Annotated in this window: 18 protein-coding genes and 1 pseudogene; 16 read left to right on the top strand and 3 right to left on the bottom strand. The window is 36.0% G+C overall.

Features of this window, described 5'->3' with window-relative positions; genetic code table 11:
• From WCV65_RS19455 to WCV65_RS19425, 7 genes are all read left to right on the top strand, one after another.
• On the top strand, positions 1-1,089 hold the full coding sequence (locus WCV65_RS19455) for a polysaccharide pyruvyl transferase family protein (protein ID WP_338778802.1): 1,089 nt from the start codon (positions 1-3) through the stop codon (positions 1,087-1,089).
• 482 nt (positions 1,090-1,571) lie between these two features.
• On the top strand, positions 1,572-3,104 hold the full coding sequence (locus WCV65_RS19450; protein ID WP_338778801.1) for an oligosaccharide flippase family protein: 1,533 nt from the start codon (positions 1,572-1,574) through the stop codon (positions 3,102-3,104).
• Between the two features lie 95 nt (positions 3,105-3,199).
• A complete protein-coding gene (locus WCV65_RS19445) occupies positions 3,200-4,420 on the top strand; it encodes an acyltransferase (RefSeq protein ID WP_338778800.1) in 1,221 nt (406 codons plus the stop codon).
• A 501-nt stretch (positions 4,421-4,921) separates the two neighbouring features.
• Positions 4,922-5,503 carry a YdcF family protein gene (locus WCV65_RS19440; protein WP_338778799.1) on the top strand — a complete coding sequence of 194 codons (582 nt, stop codon included), beginning with the start codon at positions 4,922-4,924 and terminating at the stop codon, positions 5,501-5,503.
• A 385-nt stretch (positions 5,504-5,888) separates the two neighbouring features.
• A complete protein-coding gene (locus tag WCV65_RS19435) occupies positions 5,889-6,254 on the top strand; it encodes a DUF4238 domain-containing protein (protein WP_338778798.1) in 366 nt (121 codons plus the stop codon).
• A 1,211-nt stretch (positions 6,255-7,465) separates the two neighbouring features.
• Entirely contained in the window at positions 7,466-8,254 is a 789-nt protein-coding gene (locus WCV65_RS19430; RefSeq protein WP_338778797.1) for a hypothetical protein, read from the top strand.
• 520 nt (positions 8,255-8,774) lie between these two features.
• Positions 8,775-9,407, top strand: a complete 633-nt coding sequence (locus WCV65_RS19425) for a hypothetical protein (RefSeq protein ID WP_338778796.1) — start codon at positions 8,775-8,777, stop codon at positions 9,405-9,407.
• A gap of 267 nt (positions 9,408-9,674) precedes the next feature.
• On the opposite strand, the gene istB (WCV65_RS19420) is transcribed toward WCV65_RS19425, so the two are convergent.
• The 3 genes and pseudogenes from istB (WCV65_RS19420) to WCV65_RS19410 all read right to left on the bottom strand — a co-directional run.
• Entirely contained in the window at positions 9,675-10,265 is a 591-nt protein-coding gene (gene istB, locus WCV65_RS19420; protein WP_338778795.1) for an IS21-like element helper ATPase IstB, read from the bottom strand.
• 7 nt (positions 10,266-10,272) lie between these two features.
• Positions 10,273-11,037, bottom strand: coding sequence for an IS21-like element helper ATPase IstB (gene istB, locus WCV65_RS19415; protein ID WP_338782372.1), 765 nt, complete (start codon positions 11,035-11,037; stop codon positions 10,273-10,275).
• A pseudogene (locus WCV65_RS19410) lies at positions 11,037-11,621 on the bottom strand (IS21 family transposase); the annotation flags it as partial. The gene istB (WCV65_RS19415) and the pseudogene WCV65_RS19410, both read right to left, overlap by 1 nt.
• Before the next feature lie 629 nt (positions 11,622-12,250).
• Here WCV65_RS19410 and WCV65_RS19405 point away from each other — a divergent pair.
• The 9 genes from WCV65_RS19405 (at position 12,251) to WCV65_RS19365 (ending at position 24,226) form a co-directional block, all read left to right on the top strand.
• Positions 12,251-13,795: a YifB family Mg chelatase-like AAA ATPase gene (locus WCV65_RS19405; RefSeq protein WP_338778794.1), complete on the top strand. Its 1,545-nt coding sequence runs from the start codon at positions 12,251-12,253 to the stop codon at positions 13,793-13,795.
• 25 nt (positions 13,796-13,820) lie between these two features.
• Entirely contained in the window at positions 13,821-14,600 is a 780-nt protein-coding gene (locus WCV65_RS19400; RefSeq protein ID WP_338778793.1) for a transposase, read from the top strand.
• A gap of 224 nt (positions 14,601-14,824) precedes the next feature.
• Complete coding sequence (locus WCV65_RS19395) at positions 14,825-18,085, top strand: dynamin family protein (protein WP_338778792.1); 3,261 nt, start codon at positions 14,825-14,827, stop codon at positions 18,083-18,085.
• A 12-nt stretch (positions 18,086-18,097) separates the two neighbouring features.
• Positions 18,098-20,047 carry a dynamin family protein gene (locus tag WCV65_RS19390; RefSeq protein WP_338778791.1) on the top strand — a complete coding sequence of 650 codons (1,950 nt, stop codon included), beginning with the start codon at positions 18,098-18,100 and terminating at the stop codon, positions 20,045-20,047.
• A gap of 92 nt (positions 20,048-20,139) precedes the next feature.
• Positions 20,140-21,831 carry a dynamin family protein gene (locus tag WCV65_RS19385; RefSeq protein ID WP_338782370.1) on the top strand — a complete coding sequence of 564 codons (1,692 nt, stop codon included), beginning with the start codon at positions 20,140-20,142 and terminating at the stop codon, positions 21,829-21,831.
• Complete coding sequence (locus WCV65_RS19380) at positions 21,824-22,195, top strand: hypothetical protein (protein WP_338778790.1); 372 nt, start codon at positions 21,824-21,826, stop codon at positions 22,193-22,195. Before WCV65_RS19385 ends, WCV65_RS19380 begins: the two co-directional genes overlap by 8 nt.
• Positions 22,196-22,495: 300 nt before the next feature.
• Positions 22,496-23,068, top strand: a complete 573-nt coding sequence (locus WCV65_RS19375; protein ID WP_338778789.1) for a hypothetical protein — start codon at positions 22,496-22,498, stop codon at positions 23,066-23,068.
• 209 nt (positions 23,069-23,277) lie between these two features.
• The gene (locus WCV65_RS19370) at positions 23,278-23,733 is read left to right on the top strand and encodes a 5'-nucleotidase (RefSeq protein ID WP_338782368.1); all 456 of its coding nucleotides are present in this window, start codon (positions 23,278-23,280) and stop codon (positions 23,731-23,733) included.
• 118 nt (positions 23,734-23,851) lie between these two features.
• Positions 23,852-24,226, top strand: a complete 375-nt coding sequence (locus tag WCV65_RS19365; protein ID WP_338778788.1) for a hypothetical protein — start codon at positions 23,852-23,854, stop codon at positions 24,224-24,226.
• Positions 24,227-24,384: the final 158 nt, after the last annotated feature.

Here is a 24,384-nt window from a genome sequence, read left to right as displayed (position 1 = left end):
ATGAATTCAGTTAAAAAAGTATTTAAAAGAGTACCGTATATGCAGAAGGGCATTGCACTGGTAAGAAAAAAAGAATATGACATTAAAAATTACAAAAGGGTAAGTAATAACATTAACCATCAAAGGGGCGAAAATAATCAACCAATTATTTATTTGTTTGCTTGCCCGAGACATCGTAATTTAGGTGATCATGCAATTGTATTAGCAGAAAAAAAATTAATTAAGGATTTGTGTCCTGTCTACAAAGTAATTGACATTTATCTTGATGACACATTTATTGCTGCTAAAGAGATTAGAAAGCAAATAAAAGAAAACGATATAATTGCTTTTAATGGTGGTGGGTATATAGGGGATGAGTATTTACATGCTGAGAAAGCGATTAGATATTTGTTAGGATTATTTAATGATAATAAATGTTTATTTTTTCCTCAAACAATATTTTTTAGTAATACTGAAAGAGGAAGAATAGAGTTTAATAAAACTATTGAGGAATACTCTAAACATCCAAATTTATTGCTGGTAGCAAGAGAAAATAAAAGCTACAATATAATTAAACAAAATTTCACTAAAAATAAAGTGATATTGGCCCCTGATATTGTATTCTATTTAAATGAATCTAAAGAAAATATCGTAAGAAATAATATTCTGACTTGCTTACGAGATGATGTTGAAAGTAGCCTTTCGGTTAGTGAAAAGAATGGAATAATTAGTGAGTTAAAAAAGAAATATAATAATGTGAAAATTACGGATACTTTATCCAGTGAAAATGTGTCAAGTAGTGAAAGAGAAGAAAGCTTAAAACAAAAACTTGATGAATTTAGATCGTCGAAAATAGTTGTAACGGACAGAATTCATGGGATGATTTTTGCTGCAATAACTGAAACTCCATGTATTGTATTGAATAATTATAACCATAAAGTTAAGGGAACCCATGAATGGATAAAAAATTTGAATTATATAAAGTTCGTTGAAAATAAGGATGACCTATTTAAACTTGTTGAAGATCTTCAAGGATTGAAAACAGATAAATTTGACAATAATTTTGCATTAAAATACCATAAGGAAATTTGCAACTTTATAAATTCCTAATTATGCAATGAAAAGATGCTAATAATAATAATGATAGTCATATGGGTAACGTATTCGGTGAATATATTATTTAACAACTATAACCATCTAAAACTTAACTCAGTAATGTATTAATATTATTTAATTTGAAAAATATAAAGAAGTTTTTTTCGAGAGGAAGATTTCTTAACGACTGGAATATTGTATCTAGCAAAAATATGAAACATAGAGCGACTTAATCCGTTAGTTATGTTAATAGGTTGTCTAAAGTAGTTTAAAGAAAAGAGACTTTTAAAGAGCGTTCTTAAATCATAAAACACCTGTAGATAAGTAGGTGTTTTTTTGTATTAGAAAGAAAGCTCACCAATTTTAATTTTGTATGATGATACGATTAGAGATAGGTCACGATGTGTGAAATACAATAGTTAGGGGGCTCTAACAACATTGTTTAAGTACTATGTATGTAGGAGGCTCCTTAAAAATTTAAGAACGGGAATGATTATATGGATAATGGTAATGTAAAATTAGCTACCATAATATCTTATTCTACCCTAATAGTTGGCACTATATTATCATTAGTAATTCTACCATATATAATTAATACACTTGGAAGTGTTGAGTATGGTTTATTCACTCTTATTAATTCAATAATTGCATATATATATTTAATTGATATGGGGTTAGGTAGTGCTATTGTTAGGTATAATTCAAAATATTTAGCGAAAAATGATTTTGAAGGTTTAAAATCCCTTAATGGAATGTTTTTGATTATTTATGGCTGCATGAGTTTAATAGGATTATTAATAGGTTTAACTATCTATTATAATTTAGATTTTATATTTAATAGGGGATTAACAAAATTAGAAATTGAAATGACAAAAGGAATGTTCTTAATAGCACTTATAAATATAGTGACGTCATTCCCCCTCTCTATATTTACAGGGATAATTACGGCTCATGAAAGATTTGTGTTTCTAAAGGTATTAACAGCTATAAGAACTATATTAAATCCAATATTAATGTTAACTGTATTAACATCAGGCTATGACGCAATTGGAATCATTATAGCTTCAACTATATTTAATATTATCTTAGGACTTATAAATGTGTTTTATAGTTTTAGTGTTTTAAAAATAAAGTTTGTTTTCAAAAAAATTGAAGTTCAACTATTTAAAGAGATAGTAAAGTATTCATTTTATGTATTTTTAGGTGTATTAGCTTATAACATATTTTGGAGTACTGATTTATTTGTTATAGGAATTTATGTAAGTGCCTCTTCTATTGCAATATATTCTGTTGGTAGTCAATTAAATGGCTATTTTACTAACTTTTCTAAAATTATTTCTAGCATGTTTTTGCCAAGACTCACCAAACTAAATGCTATTAATAAAAATGATAGAGAAACAATGGAATTGTTGATTAAAGTATCACGAATTCAATTTTTTATAAGCTTTTTTATGTTAATAGGATTTATATTAGTTGGAAAGCAATTTATTCTGATTTGGACAAATGAAGAATATTATTTAGCATATTATATAGCTTTAATAATTATGGTTTCTCAAGTTTTTTCTATAATACAAGCATTGTTTGCACCCATGCTTGAGGCGCTAAATAAACATAAAATAAAATCATTAATATATTTAGCTGTAGCATTTATTAATCTTATATTAACGTTAATATTGGTTCAAATTTGGGGGATTATAGGCTCTGCAATTGGTACTGCAATAGGAATGTTTATAAATGCTATCGCTAATAACATTTACTACACAATAAGTCTTAAACTTGATATGAAATATTATTGGTTACAAGTTTTAAAGCTTCTTTTTCCTTCTATAGTCGCTTGGCTATTGGGATACAGCTTAACTAAGATAATAATTATAAATTCATATTTATCATTAGGCATATTTATCTCGATTTTTAGTTTTTTATATCTATTAGTATTTTGGTATACAGGGTTTAATAGTTTTGAGAAAAGTATCATTAAAAGTCCTTTCAGGAAAGGTAAAGAAAACATATTTACTATAGTAAAACGATAAAAACTCCATTCTTATTACCTTAATTTCTAAACTAGCAAATGCAAACTATATACAAAAATCTCAGATTAAAAAGTGTATAGAGGGAGATTATATTGGTGAAAAAAGATCGTATAGACTCATTAGATTCCCTTCGGGGAATAGCATCAATGATAGTAGTGATTTTTCACACTGTAGTTTCATATCCTGCATTTTATAATGCAAATTACCATTTTAAATTTGAAAGTCCGTTTCTAGAATTACTTATTACTTCCCCATTACATACCTTTGTAGCAGGTGGGGAAGCTGTATTATTATTTTTCATATTAAGTGGGTTCGTTTTAACATTGCCATTCACTAATAAGAGTAATGACATTTCATATTTTGAATATATAAAGAAAAGGTTTTGTAGAATTTATATACCTTATATTTTAATTATGTTATTTTCAATAATGTTAATGTTTCTCCTAGCAAACTATAACGGAATCGATTCATTGAGCCCAGCTTTCAATAACCGTTGGCAGCACCAGATAACCGTCGGAAGTATTATTTCTTATTTATTTATGATTGGATATGATCAAACTAATGTAAATGGGGTAGTATGGAGTCTTGATCATGAAATGAGGATATCTCTAATATTTCCTTTTTTAGTTTTATTGTTATTAAAGTCAGCATGGTTAAGAAACTTTTTGTATCTGACAATTGTTTGTTTAACATTAAAATTTGGTTTATTAGGGCTTTCCTTATTTATAAAAAATGCTTTCCTTTCAGCTTTTATATATTCTTTATCTAATACAAGTTACTATACTATACTTTTTTTAATTGGAGCTCTTTTTGCTAAGAATAGAAAAGAGATATGTGCAATTTTTATTTCTTTAAAGACTACTCTAAAATGGGGAATTGGGTTACTTGGTTTCATTTTCCTAAACTTTAAATGGATTTTTTATGGTTTATCAGCATATAAAAGCAATTTTGTATTCTTCAATATGATATCAATATTAAATGATTTTATGGCTGTTTTAGGTGTAATATTATTAATGTTAGTGGTATTATGTTCTATTAAAGTTGATAAGTTTCTAAATAAAAAGCCACTACTTTGGTTGGGTAAAATTTCCTATAGTTTATATTTAGTTCATACGCCAGTACTAATGGTTACGATATACTACTTTAAAGAAGTTTTCCCTCTATACTTTTCAATTCTTATTGCTCCAATCCTCGCATTACCGGTAGCACATTTATCGTTTATTTACATTGAATTACCTGCTATCCGATTAGGGAAAATAAAAGGAGCAGTAAATAAAACCTCAAAGAATATAAAATTTGCGAAAGCAAAAAGCTAGATGATATTTAGAAATAAATTACAAAATTGGTACCTGTAACGCTTCATTTTTTCACATTGGTGCCTGTGGTCAAGCCCAAAAATTATAGATATTAGTGAAATTAGACATTAAGCTAAAACTTTTTAATTTGTATAATAGGTTTTGTAGAAGCGAATCGGATATTTTTTTGGTTCGTTTTTCGTTATAAGAAGCATCGGGACGGTTCGCGCGCTTCTTTTTACATTACTAATCATGGAACTAAATAGTTCATGTGAGCCTATATAAGAGTCTGTTAATAATGTTTAAAGACGTCCAAATGTTGAAGATATTGGTTGTCCAAGTATTACTAATATAATGTCCTTGATACTTTTGGAGCAGCGGTTCCGATAAACAATATTTCTTAATTCTCTTATTTGGGGCTGTGGTGCTTTCTACCTTCATTTTGATGTGTTCATATATTTTCTGTTTTTTAAAACCGAATGGAATAAAAACTAAGAACAAAATTTAATATTAAGGAGAGGTATGATTATTAAAAAGCGAATTAAAGGGTTTATTTATTTCCTTTTATTCACACTTATCGTTATATTTCTTTTAATAAATAGTAGACCACATCTAATAGTAGATGAAAGACCCGTAAAGGCTGATGCGATAGTAATTCTAAGTGGTTCAGTTGTCAGATTGGATAAAGGGATAGAGCTTTTCCAAAAAGGTTATGGACAGTACCTTATTCTATCTACACCTTGGGGTTTAGGATTAACCGATAAAACAGTACATACACTTCCAATACCAGAGAAACAATTACTCCTTGAAAAAAATGCGACAAGCACCTATACAAATGCACTATATACAAAAGAATTATTAGAAGAGTACAATCTCAAGTCGGTTCTAGTAGTTTCCTCTGATTATCATATGAGAAGATCAAAACTTACATTTGATCGAGTTTTTAGAAACTCAGAAATACATCTTACTTATGTTGCTGCTGACAAAAATTCTGATCCATATTGGTTTTTAGATAGCAACGCACGTAAGATAGTGATTTCGGAGTATGTTAAACTAATCGGATATTACTTTGAATTGTATAAAAAGTATGATTTAGGTGAGTGATTGAACACTTAGTGATATAGTTTTACTGACGTTCTATAATGTCTACCAGAAACTAACGGAGTTTTTGGTAAATATAAAGGGAAGCAGCTCTGTGCTTCTCAACAATCTTTTAAATCCACCTGAGAGTCTTCATTCTTTGTTGTAGAAGCAGCGGGACGGTTCTCGTGCTTCTTTTCCCGTTGTATGGGGGAGAAAAGATTTGAATTTTTCACGGGACCTTGTTTTTCCCAGTAAATGACATAATAATAAAAAGGAGTTTTACTTTGTCAGTCAAAAATCAACATTACTTACCTCAATTTTATCTAAGGTCATTTTCTAATGGGACAAAAAAAGCAAACGAAAAATATGGCAATATAGTAAGTACTAAAGAAGTAAGAAGTACGATATGGTAAAAAGGACTGCATCGGAAGATTACTTCTACGAACTTCCAATCTATTTGCAAAATGCTGTTAGAAAAAAATTTGGTGAAGATGATTTTAACCTTGTAGAGACTACATTAAGTGGGTATGAAGATATTTTTTCAAAGTATTATAAGGAATTTCTTAAAGAACTTGGAGAATCAAAAGATCTATCCATATATCTAATGAATGAACAACCTAGAGGATGGATTTCTTTTTTTGTTACGGTACAGTTTTTTCGTACAAAGAAATGGAGGAATACAAAACAAAATGAATATGCAGCTGCTTATGATAAGGTTAATAAACCTCTAGGTAACATATTAGATGATTGGAATTTACATAATTATCGTTAAGAAGTTGCATTAAAGTAGGATTAGAAAAACTAAACCTACAAGTAAATTTTATAGCTAATTGTTTGTGGACTATTGGAAAAAACAGTTCCCGAACTATAAAATAAAAAGCCGAGTCAAAGAAGCATCGGACGGTTCTCGTGCTTCTTTAGAGTCAAATTGTTTCGGGAAAGAGCGTTCTAATTAAACTAGCAAACCTTAAGAAAGCTAACTGAAATGAAAATGGGTGGTATGGCAGATAGTTATCAGCAATAAAGCCAAGATCGCGAATATCAATCAATAGCCAAGTTAAACAGGCCTTAAAAATACTGTGAATTTCAAAGATTAAGAGACTTTGAATACTCCTTATTTTCTCCCCCAACTGTTCCCATCCTATCAATAATCACCACTCCAAGCCGATATATATATAGAAAGAAAACCTCTATCAAATCCCTCATTAAGGAGATCCAACCAAAAATGGAACACGCATCAATGTACAACATTCCACTCGTTATCCTTTCCATCAATATTGCTGTTTTTTCGTCATTTGCTGCCTCCGAAGTGAGTATTAAGGTGAAGCCTCTAGCCCGTTAAATTTGGCTTTCGTCGGGTGTTTTTGCATGGGCCCTGGGATTTGGGCAATGCATTTTGTTGCGATGCTCGCGCTTCATATATCCATGTCGATTTTATATGATTATGGCCCCCTTAGCTGTTATTACGTTAAGTGATGAAAGCTATACATCCATGATTTATTTGATGTTGGATGTGGAGAATTTGGAGTCATTAATTGATGAATCTACATCTAAGGAAGAGCATAAAGTAAGATTAATTCAAGAATTTAGATATACTACGAGTTATACAATTGAGGAAGCGAAGCATAAGATTTAGAGTCTAGGTGTAGTCTTGGATAATTTTAACGACATATATGATTATCATATTATGTTAGAAGCCATTATCTATAATGCTGCCTTTTTGTTACTCAAAAAAGGCCTGACTTCCCTGATTCATAAAATCAGTGCTGTATCATATCCAATAAATCTTTACAGATGTTTCTGCCTAAACCTTGTGAAAGAGATAGCAGGATGAACAGAATCAATCAGCTAGATAAGGAAATCGATAAACTGGCTGTATTAATCGGCTTTCCAACGGGAATGTTCCATCCCATGAGAGACAGATAGTAATGGAATTCGAAAGAATCTCTTCTATATAAAACAAACACTAGGAGGAGTAAGGTAATGGAAAAGTCAAAGTTAAAGTCAATTGGTAAAAAGGTTTTAAAAATTGCAGGTGCAATTGTAGTAGCATTCATTCTTCTATTAATCGGTGCTGCAATGGGTGAAACTGGCGAGAAAATTCAGTTGAAAGAAGGTAAATTCAACGTAACGGAATTGAATGCAGAAATTGAAAAGCTTAAGGGAGAAAAGAAAGATTTATCTCAGTCAGTTGCAAAAATCGAAAAGGATATGAAGTCCAAGGAAGCCGAACACGAAGAAGTAGTTGCGATAATTGCTAGCAAAGAAAAGGCTCAGAAAGAACTGGATGAAGTCGATGCAAAGCTTAAGGACACTAAGGGCGCACTGGATGCAGAATTGAAAGATGGTCGTACAAAGATTGAAGCAGAGTTGAAAAAAACTCAAGTAGAAAGTGATGAAAAGCTATCTGGAATTCAAGGTCAAATTAAAGAAGCGCAAGGTGAATTATCAACTGCTCAAGCAGAAGTAAAAACTGTTCAATCTCAAGTAGATGAAAAGAAAAAGGAATTGGCATCTGTTAATGGTAAGATTTTAAAAGCAGTGGGCAAACCTAAGACTCTTGGGGCAGGTCAATATATCGTTGTCTCAGACGTGCCTGCAGGACGTTACACAGTGACTCCAGTAGGTGAAGGCAGTAATTTCTTTGTACATGGGGATGCAGGAGTAAATACAATCCTTGGAAGGCATGGGGAAGAGTCATACACGTTCTTCACAGCAGAAGGAGATGTAATTGAAACGCTCGCAAAAGTAAAGTTAACACCAGTAGAATAAAGATTTTAAAAAAATGTCGATTCCCTATATTATCGGAGGAATTAAATCAGAAGCACCGGGACGGTTCTTGTGCTTCTTTTTCCATTTGAGTATTGCATTGGTAAAGAGCCACTTGAGCGGATGTTTGAGCTACCTTATGCTGATAATAGAGCCACTAAATGCAACGGTTAGAGCCAATTTATCCGCCATGGACTAAAATACCAACTGTAAACAGCTCCTTCTATTCATAACTGTACCAATTGATGGAGTAGCACTTGTCCATAAAATCTTGGAAAGCCTTTTGTTTTTTATAGATTTTCGCTCCATTATAGAACTGCAGTAAACCTTTTCTGTAGTACTTCCGATTTCCCTCTAAAATAGGATGTTTAATGCAAAAATAAAAGGACAGAGTATAGCAATGATTTTTTATAACGCTGCAGCTTATAATGCTGGAAAATAAAAAAGGACTCACTAATTAGATAAATATTTGAATACAAATGATAACTTTAAGACTAAATGAAGTGATAAGAGGGGGAGCATGGTGAATAAAATAATTTACTCTTTTTTGTTAATATTTATATCGACTTCACTCATCGGATGTAACAGTGAGAATACTCAAAAAACTAAAATGGAAAAAAGAGCAGAGGAAACAAAAAATGTTGAATCTCAAAAAGAAGAGGTTGAAATTGGAAAAAACGACGAACGAACGGAGCAAGTTGTACAAGCTCCAACAACAGAAAAAATTGCTTTAAGTGAAGAAGAAAAAGAATATCTTAAAGTATTTGAAGATGCTTTAGACAATGTATTTCTAACGGATTATACGGCTGTTCTTGATTTACTTCAGGAGGCGGAAAATAAATCATCCCTATATAAAGATGAAAATTGGAAAAACGAGTTTAAAGACAGAGTAGCAAAAATAGGAACATATGGTAATGTTTTAAGAGAAGGGGATAAAAATAATGGTGTCCCCGAGAAATTCAAAAATATAAATACATTGGCAGTAGAATGTACAGAATTAGTTTTTATGGGAGGTGTGGCCGTATTAAATGGAGCAACAAATGATGATACCGAAACTATTAGCAATGGTATAAATATATTGACATATAGCGTAAATGATAAACTCGATGAAATAAATGCAGAAGCCCAGTTAACACGAGAAACCTTTGAATTTTAAAAGGATGGACTTTAATATTCATTCTTTTAATTTTGGTGGAGAAGCATCGGGGCGATTCTCAAGCTTCGTTTTGCATTATGTAGAATAATTGGAAGGTTAAATGTATCAATGAGATAAGCAACATTCTTTTATGAACTATAAAATAAAAACCCGAGTGAAACTATATAATAGAAAAAAACGAACTTTTAAGGGAGAAAAACAATTATTAAAAGCGGCTTAAAGGTGTTAGTTATTTCCTTTTATTCACACTGATCGCTTTGATTCTTTTTATAAACAGTAGACCCTAATATTGAAGGTGGCAGCGTGATGCAATAGGCGATCCAGAATAGCCGTAGCCAGAACTTCATCTCCAAATACGTTTCCCCATTCCACATAGGACTTGTTAGACGTCAGAATCATGGCCCCTTTTTCATATCTTCGCGATACGACTTGAAAAAACACATTTGCTGCCCGTTCATCAAACGGAAAATAACCCACTTCATCGATGATCAAAAGATCTGGACGGCTCCACTTGCTGACAAGCCTGTTGAGTGTACCTCTGGCATCTGCCTTACGGCATTCAATTGCTATGTCTTCTGCCGATAGAAACAGGGCAGTGGCTCCCTGAGTGATTGCTTCTAAGGCAAACGCGATTGCTAAATGAGTTTTGCCCACTCCAGGCGGGCCAAGGAGGATTCTATTCTCCCCATTGGCGATATACTGGCATGTAAGCGTTTCGTTTACCCGTTGTTCGCTAATGCTGGGCTGAAACGAAAAATCAAAATCATGGATGGTCTTTGTATAGGGCAACCTGGCTCGTTGTATCCTCTTAGCCAGCTGCCTGTAGACGTCAAGTTGAATTTTACACTTTTTGCTCATTTGCTTTTTACACTTTTGCTGAAAAGATGCTTTTCCGATTTTTCATTCGATGACTTTCTTCATCTTCTTTCCCATAAATGACTTCTACACGATGAAGTAATCGATCCAAAATGGCCGTTGTTATGCCTTGGTCCCCAATTAAATTCCCCCATTCATCCGGACTTTTATTGGAGGTTAGGACGATCGAACTTCGTTCGTATAGATGGTTGATCAAATGAAAGAATAAGTTTGCCTCTCTTTGATCCATCGCCATGTACATCATGTCATCAATGATGACCAGGTCTGCACTTCTGAGTCGCTTAAGCTGCACCTTTGACTTGTTCAAATACTCCTCTGTTTTTAAGAGCTGGATAAGCTCTCCCATCGTGACAAAGTAAACATGAAATCCTCTTTGGACTGCTTCAAGCCCCAACCCAACGGCGATAAATGTTTTCCCTATGCCTGGAGGCCCCAAGAGGATTAGGTTGTACTGCTGCTCCAGCCAGTTCAATTCCCTAAGTTGGTTTAACTGACGGGCAGTCAACACATTTTGTCCTTCCAATTCAAATTCCTCTAACGATTTCACAAAGGGAAAGCGAGCCCATTTCATTCTTTTCTCTAGACTTTTAGCTTCTCGTTTGACCAATTCATACCGTGTGATGGACTCTAAAAATTCCAGGTAGGTCCACGATGCCTTTTCAGCTTCGCGGAGAAGCCGTGGCAGCTCCTCTGCAGTTTCTGCTAAACGCAACTGACGAAATTGATTCTGTAGTTCATTCACTGTTTTATTCATCATGCCCGCCCTTCTAAAATAGAAGTGTAGGTATTTAGAGAACGGGCAGAGGCCTTGATTTCGGAATGTCTAGGTGAGTGGGCCTGGAGAGATTTAATTTCCTGCTCTGGGGCATGACTAGATAAATGATGGTGATGGGCCATATCCCGGAAATCATTGCCGCTATAGAGTCTTTCCGTCGTACACCGGGTCATAACCGCATCTATACCAGCTGAATACTTTTGGATCACCTCTTGAATGATGGAGAAGTGATCCCGCCGATACCTAGGGTATCGCTTACTGATTTCATCAAGATAATCGGCTGCTTGCCTCTGATCGGTAAAATAAGAGATCAGCCGTTGTTTTAATTCATCGATTCCTTTCGAGCGATCACGTGTATGGCTGCGATTTTGAATCAGCTTTCCTTTCTCTAAGCTAATCTCATGCTCGGCCAAAATTTCCCCTTCCACTTCTTCTCGAATGATAAGTGTTTGGGATTCTCCAGCTTTAACTTCAATGAAAACAAGGTTTTCAGAATGGGCTTGATAGGTCCCAAGCGGGACGGAATAACGATTTGACTTATAACGTATCGTGTTGTCCTTACTCTTCAGAAGCATCGGGACGGTTCTCATGCTTCTTTTTACATTATATGGTTTAAATTGTTCGCAATAAAACCTAATTACAGCAAACTGCTGAGTCCTGTAATGTCCGTATCTTAACGTAATTATTTGTCCTGGAACTGACGGGTTTTGTGACCGATTTTTACTTCGTCAGTATTAATTTGAATCACCGGGAACATAGCAGGGGAGATGATTCAATTGTGCATACTTTTGAGCCACATAATGCGGATGAAGAAGCCACCAAATGCGGAGTGGTGAGCCATTTGCTTTTATCGTTAAATTTAGTAGAGTAGAAAAAAATGTATAAATATATTTGTTATATTTGAGATAATATGGTAGATTTATAACTAATAACTCGAGTCTCATGCCTTCTACTAACCCACTCTTTATCATCTTCAAGTAAGGATGTTGTCTCATCCTTTCACTTCTAACTCTGTCATTAAATGATTCGAATACCCATCTGGTTTCATCCGCAAATACTACTCATCTTTCCACCTTCAGCACCTTCATTTTTTACCCATCTCCTTATATAAGTTTTTGACTGCCTCTTTTAATATATCCCTCGATGAAACAGCAAAAAATTAATATTAATCATGTCGACTGGAGGAAGGATCATGTCCGCAAAGGTTACGAGTATTGGTTTGAAAGGATTAGAAGGCTACTGTGTTCAAGTCGAAGTGCAGGTGATTGACGGGATGGAATCGATTGTGGTGGTGGGACTGCCGGATGCATCAGTCAAAGAGTCGAAGGAGCGGGTGTCTGCTGCATTAAGGAGCTTGGGTTTTCCGTTGGTAGATAGGAGAGTAATCATCAATCTGTCACCTGCCGAGCAAAAGAAAAACGGTCCTTTGTTTGACTTGGCGATTGCTCTCGGTGTGCTTAAGAGCGGGAACTTCATGAAGGATTCAATTCCAAAAGATGCCGGTTTTATCGGCGCATTATCGCTGGATGGCACAGTACTTCCGGTTGAAGGGATGATTGCTGCAATTTTGGCTGCAAAGAAGCTGAAGCTGCGGACGCTTTATCTTCCTTTTGATCCCACTATCCCGAAAATCGAGATTCCTGAATTAGAACTGGTTTACATCGAAACTTTGCAGGACATCCTGAACGTTTTATCAGGGCAGCAGCTGCTTCCTGTTGACCGTTCAGCAAATTTAGTAGAAGAAGTCCGGGAAATGGAACGGGATTTTAACCAGATTCTCGGCCATGAATTTGCCAAACGTGCCTTGGAGATTGCCGCAAGCGGTGAGCATTATGTGCTAATGGATGGCCCGCCCGGCTGCGGTAAAAGTCTCTTGGCTGAAACGTTTCGCTCCATCCTACCGCCTCTGACGAAAGAAGGGCAGCTTGAAAAAATCAGTCTCCATCAATTAGCAGGTGCCCCTTATACCTCAATCACCACTCCACCGTATCGTCACCCCCATCATTCTGCTTCAGCCGTCTCCATCATTGGCGGCGGGACGAATCCGAAACCTGGAGAAGTGTCCCTGGCCCATCGTGGTGTTCTCTTTCTTGATGAGCTCGGAGAATTCTCAAAAAAGACATTGGATATGTTAAGGCAGCCACTTGAGAACGAAACCGTTACAATCAGCCGCGCTCATTCCACTGTGACATACCCCGCAAAATTCATCTTCCTTGCAGCTATGAACCCATGCCCGTGCGGATATTTAGGCTCTCATGATCAATACTGCAGCTGTTCTGATAAGCAAATCAAGTCTTATAAAAGCCGTGTGTCAGGCCCCATATTAGACCGGATTGACATTCTTCTTTCCTTAAAAGCAGTAAACCTGAATCATGACTTTAATGGCATTGAAACCTCTTCAGCTATAAAGGAACGAGTAAGGGAGGCGAGGGAAAGACAATACCTCCGTTATGGAAGGGAAGTATGCAATGGCAGTGTTCCTTTCGAGGAGCTGATCAAAAACAGCCCATTAAACTCTGATCAGCAGCGAAACTTACAAAAAATATTTATTGCGAACGGACTCAGCAACCGAGTACAAATCAAAATCATTCGCCTCGCAAGGACCATCTCGGATTTGGCAGGGGAGGACGGTATTTCCGAGGCCTCTCTGACCGAAGCCTTTTCACTGCGGAAAACGGTTCGAACTTCTTTTGCATCGTTAACAGGAGAAGAGAGAAGAGAGATGACGTATAAATGATCTTGATTGAAGGTGAGTCAGTCTGATGCCGCGATATGCCAGGGAAAAAAGTAACAGTAGCGTCTACCATGTGATCATCAGGGGGGCCAACCGACAGGAAATCTTTCACGATGAGGAAGATCGCAAACAATTCGTCGATACCTTGTTAAAATACAAAATCAAAAGGGCTATGAGGATGTATGCGTGGTGTCTGATGGGGAACCATGTCCACCTCCTGATGAAAGAAGAAAGCGAAAGCATCTCACTCGTGATGAAAAGGTTAGGCATCAGCTATGCCAAGTACTACAACTGGAAGTACAGAACGACGGGACATCTTTTTCAAGACCGATTCAAAAGTGAAAATATTGAAGACAATAACTACCTCCTCACCGTCACAAGATACATCCATCAAAATCCCGTTAAAGCTGGAATTGTACCCTGTCCCGCAGAATGGAAATGGAGTAGCTGCTGCGGCTATTATGGTCAATTTGTTTATCCCCCGGACCTTCTTGATCCTCATTTTCTATTAAATATGTTCTCTCCAGATCTATTGATTGCCCGGATTAGATTTAAAGAATTTAACGAACGTAAAAATAACGATCAGTGCTTAGAAGATCATGATGAAAGCAGAAAACGGTTATCCGATGATGAGGCAAGAGCGGAAATTAGAAAATGTCTTGGGAACCTGGAAATACCGCATATCAAGAGTCTGCCCAGGGAACAGAGAAATACCGTGTTAAAAAAAGTTAAAACCATTACTGGTTTATCTCAAAGGCAGGCTGCAAGGATATTGGGGATTTCTCCGAATTTGATTTTTAAGGCTTGAGGTGGGAGGAAGCGTGAGAACCGTCACCCCGGTTCCTGATTCCTCACCGCTACACGATACGTTCATCAATACTCCATAAAGGAAGGGATTTTACCGCACTCTCCAATAACCCTCCAAAATATCATACTAAATACCTTTATTATGGGTAAAAAAGTAAAATAATTAAGTTTTTTCTGGTATAATATTCATAGCTTAAGTTGGTAAAAAGAGAGGGCGACAGAATTTTGAGTTGGACACAGTCGTTTAAAGAGGGGCTTGATCATTTGATTAGCCTATGTTCAGAGGATGAAACATATCTTTCAATTAATAAGCAGATTAAAGAATTACGGCAGGATATAGATGAAAAATTGACAATTATGGTTGCGGGCGAATTTAATGCAGGAAAGTCAACATTTATAAATGCTATGCTTGGTGCCAAAGTCCTGAGTTCTGATGTTACCCCCGAAACAGCTATGGTGACTAAACTGACTTATGGTCAGGAGAGAAAGGTGATTGCTCATTTCCAGGATGGCCATTCTGCCTCTTTCAACAGTGAATGGTTCGAGCAGTTAACGGCCGAACGTATAGGCGAATTTGAAGACATTCGAAAGCAGCTTTCATATGTTGAAATTCAACTTCCTAATACAATCCTCAATCACATTACGGTTATTGACACTCCTGGCCTTAATGCAAACAATGAATTTCATACTAATGCGACCGAGCGTTTTTTAGAAAGAACGGATCACGCATTTTTCTTGTTCCATGCTATGTATGTAGGAACAGCCACAGAAAAAAGATGGTTGGAAAAATTTAATGAAGTAGGCATTAAACCTTTTGGTATTATTAACCGAATTGATGAATTGGATGATGAAGAGGATGAACTTGGAGAATTAATCTCTTTTCACCAACCTCGCCTTGGACCCTACATTCGAAAATGGTTTGGAGTTTCTGCTAAGGATGCACTTGAAGGTAAAATGACTCGAAACTCCCAAATGTTAGAATGGAGCAATTGGCAAGATATTGAACATATTATAGAAAACATAAAGGAAGATGTATGGAGAAAGCAGGAGCGGGCTTATAGCAGGTTGATCTCTCCTCTGCGCCACTTAAATCAGACTTCTTTGGAAAGAAAAATATCCTTGCCTTTAAAAAATCTTAAAAGTAAAAACATTGTCAACATTGTTACCAGAAAATGGCCGGAACTACTTGATTTGAAACATAGTCTAGATGAACAAAGAAAAGTAAACCAGATCGAGATTGATGAATGGAATCAGATTTTGCGTACACCTAATTATACAGCGAATGGCTTTACTAAGTTTCTTTCGGATGTTAAAGAAAAGCTAGACAAAAACATTTCTCAAAGCGGAGTCTTGTTAAACCATACTCTTATATCAGAATGGGAGAACTTACTCCTTCATAAATACTTCACTTTTAATGAAACTCGCAAAAGGTATTATACAGAGCTTGAGAATTTAAATAGGGAGAGAACCGTTCTCGAACAGGATTGGAAGGATATTTGCAGTTCATCTTTCCTTAGGAAGAAAGGGAAACTCGCAAAGCATGAGAGAAAACTCGAGTTTTACAATCATACAAGAGAGAAATTGAATGAGAAGCATAAGGAATTAAATCAATCTTTTAAAGAGATAACTAAAACCATAAAAGAAATCCAGCAAAGTGTAATAGATTCTATAGGGAATGATTTCAGTTTCAGTGTGGAGACTATAAATAAAAGGGTCAGCATTTGGAATAATGAAATTGAAAAAACGAAAACTTTTATTAGATTCCCAAAGCAGGATGTTAATCAAATAGAGTCCTTCACAAATTGGATGCATACTTTCAATATTAATGTTGCTCAAAAGCTAATAAGCAATAACTCAACTAATAATCAGTCCCTATCCTTTAATGAAGTGTCATATTTGCTTCATAGCATTCATCAAATAAGTGATGAATTGCCTGATGAAGAGTTTTTTTCACAGTGGAGAGAAATTAAAATGTTTTCAAAGGAACTGCATAGCAACCCTATTTTGAACATTCCTAATCTAACCCCGACAGAACTTTTATCAGGTGAACTGGGTGTATTGCCTGCTCCTTTAAATCATAACGTTGAAGCAGAATTAAATTCTTTAATTACAGCACGAAATAAATGGCTTTTCCCCTCAATAGGATTCATGATTTTAGCATTGCTTATAGGCAGTTCTTACATCAATAGGCATGAGTCCTATCCCAATGATAGCGATGAAGGTAATGTTGAAGAGACTGCTAGTCTGGAAGAGATGGATAGCTATTCAGATAATTCAGATACATCATTAGTAACCGACGCAGCTGAATCTCAATATATTGAAGGAGAACAGACACTAGAGAGCAGATTGCCTAGAGATCAGGTTGAACGCTTTATTGATTCAATGTATGAGCAGCTTGGATATGATCTATTAAGTCATGAACATCTCTTTAGTAAAGAAGGATGGGAGCAGTATTCCTACTACTATAGCCAAGTATCTAAAGAAACAACGTTTGAATCTGTTATCACCAATATTGAGTATGTGTCAGAAACTCAAATTGAAGTAATAGTTGATGAGAGCTATCAGAAATCAGATGTACAAAGAGTATATCAAGCCAATTACACTTTAATGATTAACTCTTATACTGAAGATTTGACTATTGATAACCTAATTGTTGAGAACTTCTCTTACAAACTTGCCAGTAAAACAGTAATGGAAATTCTCGTGGAAGATGGAGAGATTGAAAGTTTTCTGAACGATTTTAGAAGCTCATACTTGCAGGCATTAAATGAGGTTAATACAGATTATGTTGATGATTTCTTTGACCAAGAAGGATCCGCCTCCAAAGATATTTATACATATATCGAATCCATATCAGGAGAAAATTTTATCTTTGAGGAGCTCGGATTCCAAGTGGAACATATAGAAAAAGTAGAGACTAATAAATATCAAGTTACGACGACTGAAAGCTTTGCTTTAACGGATCCAATAGGGGAAAAAACAAATAATGAACGGAAAAAGGAATACTTTATTAAAGTTTTACCAGAAAAGCGGCTTTTCATAGAGAAGATTACCACAAAAGATGCTACAAAAGAGGTCGTAAAAGTCCCTACAGTTCAGCTTGTAACAATTCAGCAAGTCTATGATTTTATTACTATTTATTACAACTCGCATGAAGAAGCTTTTAATGGCTACGGATTTAGTAATCTTGAGAATTTTTATGATAATGGGACTCCTGCCTATGAGAGTGCAAAAGCCTACATCAATAATGCAAACAGCAAGGGATTAAAAATGAATAACCTTGAATTGAGTATTGAATCTGTTATAGAGGCTGACGAAAATCATTATATTGCTACCGTGCTTTTGGTAGATGAATATGCTTATGAGGATGGGGCAAAAGAACAAAAACGAATTCAAGCTAATTATAAAGTACGGATATTAAATAACGGAGATTTGCGGATTTCGGAAGAACCGATTGTGAAGATACTTGAAAAAACAGAGTATTAGGGAGCTGGCAAGATGAGTTTTTCATTAGATTATTATACTGATAAGAAAGAGCAGCTGCTCGTTCAGCTTAACAAGCTGCAAGCGGTCCTGAAAGATATGGGAAATAGTTCGGATCTGGAAAAGCTTCAAGAAGCCAGGAATCAGGTTTTACAGGAACAATTTCAAGTCGTAGTAGTGGGTGAATTTTCGCGAGGAAAGTCAACGTTTATCAACGCTCTATTGGGAAAAAAACTCCTCCCTTCATCGGCCAAACCCACGACCACGTTGCTGAACACGATAACCTATAGTGAAGAGCCCTATATTAAGCTTCACTTCTACAATAAACCGTCAGAAGAAATTAACGAAGAAGCTTTTAAGCAGCTTGTAGCAGCAAAGGATCCTATTCTAGGAGATATTCAATCTCAAAAGGCATATGAGCAGCAGATTGAACTTTTCAAGAGCATTGAATATGCAGAAATTGGCCAGCCATTATCTTTTTGCAAAGATCATGTGAAAATTATTGACACTCCTGGTACAAATGACCTTGATCCGGCACGTGAGCAACTGACTAATGGTATTATCCCTCAATCGGATGTAGCCATACTCCTGCTATCAGCTATCAAAATTTTGTCAGAATCTGAAATGAGTTTCTTAAAGGATAGGATTCTTGAAAGTGACATTCAGAAGATTTTCATCGTTGTAAATCAAAAGGATCTTTTGAGTTCTTCTGAAGAAATAGAGAAGGTTTACAATTATGCTTATAAAAATTTGAAGGATACTCTTGTTGAGCCGAAAATTTATATGGTCGCAGCGAAGGATGCTTTAAATGCCCGGCGTGTAGCCAATGGGGAAGTACTTGTTTCAAAACGCGGCAAGCCTATTCATTCCAAACCAATTGAAGAATCAGGATTCTTAGAGCTGGAATCTGCATTGAGTGACTTCCTTCAATTTGAAAGAGGGGCAGCCAAGCTACAAAAGATTCTGCAGAGAACGGATAAACTTATTACTTATGTGCTTGAAAAACGGATTGATTTTGAATATAGGTCTTTAAACCAAAAAATTGACGGTCTCCATAGTAAGGTCCAAACATTTCGTCCGCGTCTTGAAAAAGTCAGGATAACTGGTAAAGAGGCGTTAAAAAAAATTGTAATTGAATTAAATAAGGAAGAATCTAAATTCAATAAATGGTATGAAGAAGAGTTGAACAGAATCACTTTGAAGGCTTTGGACACTTTTGACAAAAATCAATACTTAGATATTGAAGAAATCACAGGAAAGATAGAAAAAGCTATAGCTCCAATGCAGAGGAACCTCCACGAAGAGAAGAAAATGAAAATGTCTAATACAGCCAAGTCAGTAATACAAGAAATGAGTAAGCAGTTGAACAATGAATGGTTCAGGCTGGAAGGGGATCTTCTTAATCTTGGTTCTTTTGGTGAGCTTTCAAATGAAATGGTGTCGGTAGAGTTCATGTTAGAAAAGGAAAGTAATTATTCTATATTCGATGATATTTTTAATGAACTAGATCATGCCTGGGGTAACAGTACTAGTTTTATCGGTAAACTTACCATTGGTGCAGGGTATGTGGCCACAGCGGCGTTGAATATAGCTTCATTTTTGATTGGGAGTACCTGGTCCTGGTTAACAGGTGAAAATAAACAGACGAAATTCCGCCGTAAACTGTCTTCTCAGATGGAGTCTACAGAATCTCAGCGCCGGCTCCAGTTTAAAGGTGAGTGGGAAGGCATGGTCAATTCAATATATAAGAAGTATCAAAAAATTGTTAATGAGAACGTACAGCAGGTTGAAGGACAATTGAACAAGCTTATAGAAAACTCAATGCTTGAAGAAAAAGATTTAGAGCTCGAGATTGAATTCCTGAATCAGAAAGAATCTGTATTAAACCAGATAAAAAGCAATCTCGGCAGCCTGAATCAGGACCTCTTGAACACTCAAAAAGAGAAGGCTGGTGCGGTGAGTTGAATTATACACTCGAGAAGGATTTGCTTATACAAAAGGTAGAGAAACTTAAAGAGAGTATAACTGGGTCATTACTAGAAAGTTCCCAATTGAAAGTGCTTGAAGAACTTGGTGAGGATTTGGAACAAGATTACTACACGATTATGGTCATCGGGGAATTTAAGCATGGTAAGTCTACTTTCGTAAATGCTTTGCTGGGTAAGGACCTTATGCCAAGGGATGTGACCCCTACTACAGCGACTATAAATGCGGTTTTCCATTCTGAAAAGTCGGCATTGCAAGTTTTGAAAATAGATGGACAAATTGAAAATAAGGAACTTACTTCAGAACAATTGAATGGGTATACGGCTTCTGCAGACTTTAATATAGAAGAAATCAAGTATTTAAAGTTATTTACGGATGCCGCTTTGCTGAAAAATAAAGTAGTGCTTATTGACACTCCCGGAGTAAATGATATAAATCAACAGCGTTCTGATATCACGTTTCAATTTCTTCCAAGAGCAGACGTCATTATCTACATGACTTCAATGGATGCGGCCATAAAGCAGACTGAGAAAACGTTTATTCAGGAATTTTTATTGAAAAATGGACATGACAAAATTATCTTTGCTGCTAATTTTATGGATAGGATTGATGATGAGGAACTGGATGACACGATTGACTATATTGAGCGGAGAATCCAGACACTCTTAGAAGGGGAGAGGATTGAGCTGTTCCCGATGTCAGCTCGTGAAGCCCTGGAAGGAAAGTTAAATGGGGATGAAAAACTGCTTCGATATTCGGGAGTGCCTGAAATTGAGGCGGAAATTGTAAAACGTATTGAAAGTGGTACACGCAGCATTGAAAAGCTCGAACGTTTTCAATGGAGGTTAAAAGCGAGTGCTGAAACAATTATAAATGAAATTGAAACTGCCAGGGGATTATCTGGCCAATCACTTGAGTATCTTCAAACTCAAGTAGGATCAATTACAAATTGGTTATCCAATCGTGATATTTGGAAAGGTCAGCTGCAGACTTATATAATCGATCGTGAAAATGAAATTAAATATATGGTGCGGAAATCCATTCAGCATTTCGGCAGCTCTATACAAGAAGATATTGAGAATCGGATTAGGCTCTATCATGGTGCAGACATCAAAAATTTAGTTGAATCTCAAATTCCGATTGCTGTAAAATCTCATTTTAATGTATGGGTTAATCAATATAGTGACTATATTCATGAACTTTTGCGGAGAACACAAACCGAAGTGGTTAAAGGGTTATCATCTGCGTTCAATCAAAGTGTAGATATTCAGGGCGTTAAAGGATCAAGTCTCCATTTTGCAGAGTCAATTCCGATACTGAATGCCCAAACGGGTAACGCTAATGTAAAAGCAGGACTCGTTCTAGGCGGAGCCGGGACATTAGCTATTTTGCTAGGTGGTCCGTTCTTTTTACCGATAGTCGGTATGGCGGGTCTTCCGCTTCTGTCTCAAAAACTTGCAGAAAAACAGCTTGAAAACATCAAACCAGAATTAATGACTGCCGCTCGCCGTCAAATCACCCAACTGGTTGATAACTTTGAAGGACAGGCTCATAACTATGTACACCGTACAATAAGCCAAATTAAAGAGTCGTCAATGGAGGAATTCTCACGTCTTCTTTTATCTTACGAAACCATTCTGAAAAATGAAATCAATAGCAAACAAAAAGAAGCTTCAGCCATTCAGATTTTTCATGACAGACTGGACAAGATGGATGAATTAATTAAAAATGAAATTTTAGAAGGAGATAAAGTACATGAGTGAACATTATTTGCAGACACTATCTGATTCATTTGATCATGACTTTGGACAAGATAACAGCGATAATTATAATTTTGACAACCACACGTTACCTGGCACGTACGATAGTTCGATTGATTTTTTAGACTATCAGGATCCATTGAAACATGCTTATAAACATCACTTTAAACCTCTAACATTAGATTTAAACAACCTTCATTTTGTGTCGCCCCACCATGTTGATGGCTATTCTAGAAGTGATGGTACATATGTAAAAGGGTATTTCCGAGACGGTGACGGAAACACGGCTGTTGACCATACCTTAGATTTGGGTGGCGGGTACAACAGGAGTAACCCCGATGGAAGTCCATTTAACAACTTGAAGTAAGTAAATTGGAAGACTGCTAGGTAGAATTAAAGAGCTGGAGAAAAAATGCGCAGGTTATACCTCAAGCAACTCGTTTCCAGCCCTCTTTTGATAATTTAATATAGTGAGATTCAATTCCTAGATGCTTCTATAGTTACAATGGGAAAGTTTGTTGAGACAAAATTGATAAGAATAGTAAATATTAGAGTAGCACAGGGAGTTTCTATCGAAACCTTTCTTTTTCATATATTATTTCTAGGTAATTAGATTCGTTTATATTTAAATTGTTTTTAGGTGTTTATTCACGCATGGAGGTACGTAATGACTATAATCGTGATAGGAATAGTGCTCTTTCTTCTTTTTATTCTTTATTCTAAAAGAAAAATTAATGAACTTGAAAAACATTGTAAAACAATTGGAGTACACGTAGATGATGTTCATGATTTTGATAAGGTAAAGCTAATTGATGGACTACCGTTGCCTTTGCACAGCCAATGTTATTTAATAATGCATAAAATGATGATATGCATTATACATGATAATGGGAAATTTGTAATAGAAAATAGCCAATTAATTGGTGCGCATAAAATGACCAATAAGGAAATATTAAACACTTATAGGAAGAAGAAGAGCTTAATTGGACGATCCTTAATTGGTGGTCTCGCTTTTGGAGGAGCTGGAGCTGTTGTTGGAGCTATTAGTGCTACTAACGGAGGAAGAGAAAATACAGTGGTAGAGAAGGATTTCTTAGTGATTACTTATAGGAAATCTAATTATGAAGTCGCCTCATTAATATTTGAAGAGGGGTTTTCTACTATGAGTATAAATCGCTCTGTGGCTACTATTAATGAGAAGTTGGTACAGAAAAATCCAGATCGTGTAACTCGATTATAAATTATTATATAAACCAACTTCATTGAATAGCTGGATAGCTGATGAACAATTTCTGTATTAATTACAGCCATCGAAGCAGCTGTTTTCGATGGCTGTTTATATTCCACATGAAAAACTGGCTCTTCCCGTTGCATTTAGAGGCTCTATTATCCGCATTAGGTGCTCAAAAGTCCGCCCAGGTGGCTCTTTACTGATGCAATACTCAACTCATTTATGGAGATAACCATGAAACAAGATTTCAGGAAACGAATATTGGCAATTTTGTAGCCGACAGCTACCGCTCCTTTTACAACGGGGACTTCGGCATGATGAACAGCGGCGGAATCCGGACCAGCATTCCTGCCGGCGAATTTACACTGCATGATGCTTACGCCATTCTTCCTTTTCAAAACAAAGTGATCCTGGCTGATGTAAAAGGAGAAACCATTAAAGCTGCACTTGAGAACAGAGTATCAAGAGTTGAAAGTCTGGGGGGAGGATTTATGCAAGTCTCAGGCATGACCTATTCCTATAACCCTGCTAAACCAGTAGGATCCAGAGTGGAAAACATTCTGGTCAACAATGAACCGATTGATATGCAAAAAACATACAACAGCCATGTTAAACTACGTATTCAATGGCGGGGACGGATACATCATGTTCAAAGACAGTCAAATACTTGTTAATGAGGCAAACGCTCGAACGGATGCGGAAATTTTAATGGAAGCATCGGGACGGTTCTCGTGCTTCTTTTTCCATTTTACAGGGTAATAAAAGTAAGGAATTTTCCACGAAATTTCACTCGTGATGAAACGATTAGGCATCAGCTACGCCAAGTACTATAACTGGAAATACAGAACGACCGGTCATCTCTTTCAGGACCGATTCAAAAGTGAAACTATTAATAACTACCTCCTCACCGCAACAAGATACATCCATCAAAATTCCGTTAAAGCAAGAATTGTTCCCCTCCCCGCTGAATGGAAATGGAGTAGCTGTCTTGGCTATTATGGTCAATTTGTTTATCCTCCGGACCTTCTTGATCCTCATTTTCTATTAAATATGTTCTCTCCAGATCTATTGATTGCCAGGATTAGATTTAAAGAATTTAATGATCGCAAAAATAACGATCAATGCTTAGAAGATAGTGACGATTCGCAGAATAAAGTTATCCGATGATGAGGCAAGGGTAGGAATCAGAAAATGTATTGGGAACTTGGAAATACTGTATGTGAAGAGTCTCCCCAAGGAACAAAGAAATAAAGTGTTGAGAAAAATTAAAGCAATCAGCGGGTTGTCTCAGAGGCAAGCTGCGAGGATATTGGGGATTTCTCCGA

Origin of the sequence: Metabacillus sp. FJAT-52054 (assembly GCF_037201815.1) — a bacterium.
GTDB classification, from domain to species: Bacteria; Bacillota; Bacilli; order Bacillales; family Bacillaceae; genus Metabacillus_B; species Metabacillus_B sediminis.
This window is presented reverse-complemented; position numbering and strand designations above follow the sequence as displayed.

Excerpts from the sequence above, each read along its gene's own strand:
- WCV65_RS19380 (WP_338778790.1), top strand. The coding sequence starts at position 21,824 with ATGAGTGAACATTATTTGCAGACACTATCTGATTCATTTGATCATGAC.
- WCV65_RS19390 (WP_338778791.1), top strand. The coding sequence starts at position 18,098 with ATGAGTTTTTCATTAGATTATTATACTGATAAGAAAGAGCAGCTGCTC.
- WCV65_RS19450 (WP_338778801.1), top strand. The coding sequence starts at position 1,572 with ATGGATAATGGTAATGTAAAATTAGCTACCATAATATCTTATTCTACC.
- istB (WP_338778795.1), bottom strand. The coding sequence starts at position 10,265 with ATGAGCAAAAAGTGTAAAATTCAACTTGACGTCTACAGGCAGCTGGCT.
- WCV65_RS19400 (WP_338778793.1), top strand. The coding sequence starts at position 13,821 with ATGCCGCGATATGCCAGGGAAAAAAGTAACAGTAGCGTCTACCATGTG.
- WCV65_RS19440 (WP_338778799.1), top strand. The coding sequence starts at position 4,922 with ATGATTATTAAAAAGCGAATTAAAGGGTTTATTTATTTCCTTTTATTC.
- WCV65_RS19405 (WP_338778794.1), top strand. The coding sequence starts at position 12,251 with ATGTCCGCAAAGGTTACGAGTATTGGTTTGAAAGGATTAGAAGGCTAC.
- WCV65_RS19455 (WP_338778802.1), top strand. The coding sequence starts at position 1 with ATGAATTCAGTTAAAAAAGTATTTAAAAGAGTACCGTATATGCAGAAG.
- WCV65_RS19435 (WP_338778798.1), top strand. The coding sequence starts at position 5,889 with ATGGTAAAAAGGACTGCATCGGAAGATTACTTCTACGAACTTCCAATC.
- WCV65_RS19375 (WP_338778789.1), top strand. The coding sequence starts at position 22,496 with ATGACTATAATCGTGATAGGAATAGTGCTCTTTCTTCTTTTTATTCTT.
- istB (WP_338782372.1), bottom strand. The coding sequence starts at position 11,037 with ATGAATAAAACAGTGAATGAACTACAGAATCAATTTCGTCAGTTGCGT.
- WCV65_RS19430 (WP_338778797.1), top strand. The coding sequence starts at position 7,466 with ATGGAAAAGTCAAAGTTAAAGTCAATTGGTAAAAAGGTTTTAAAAATT.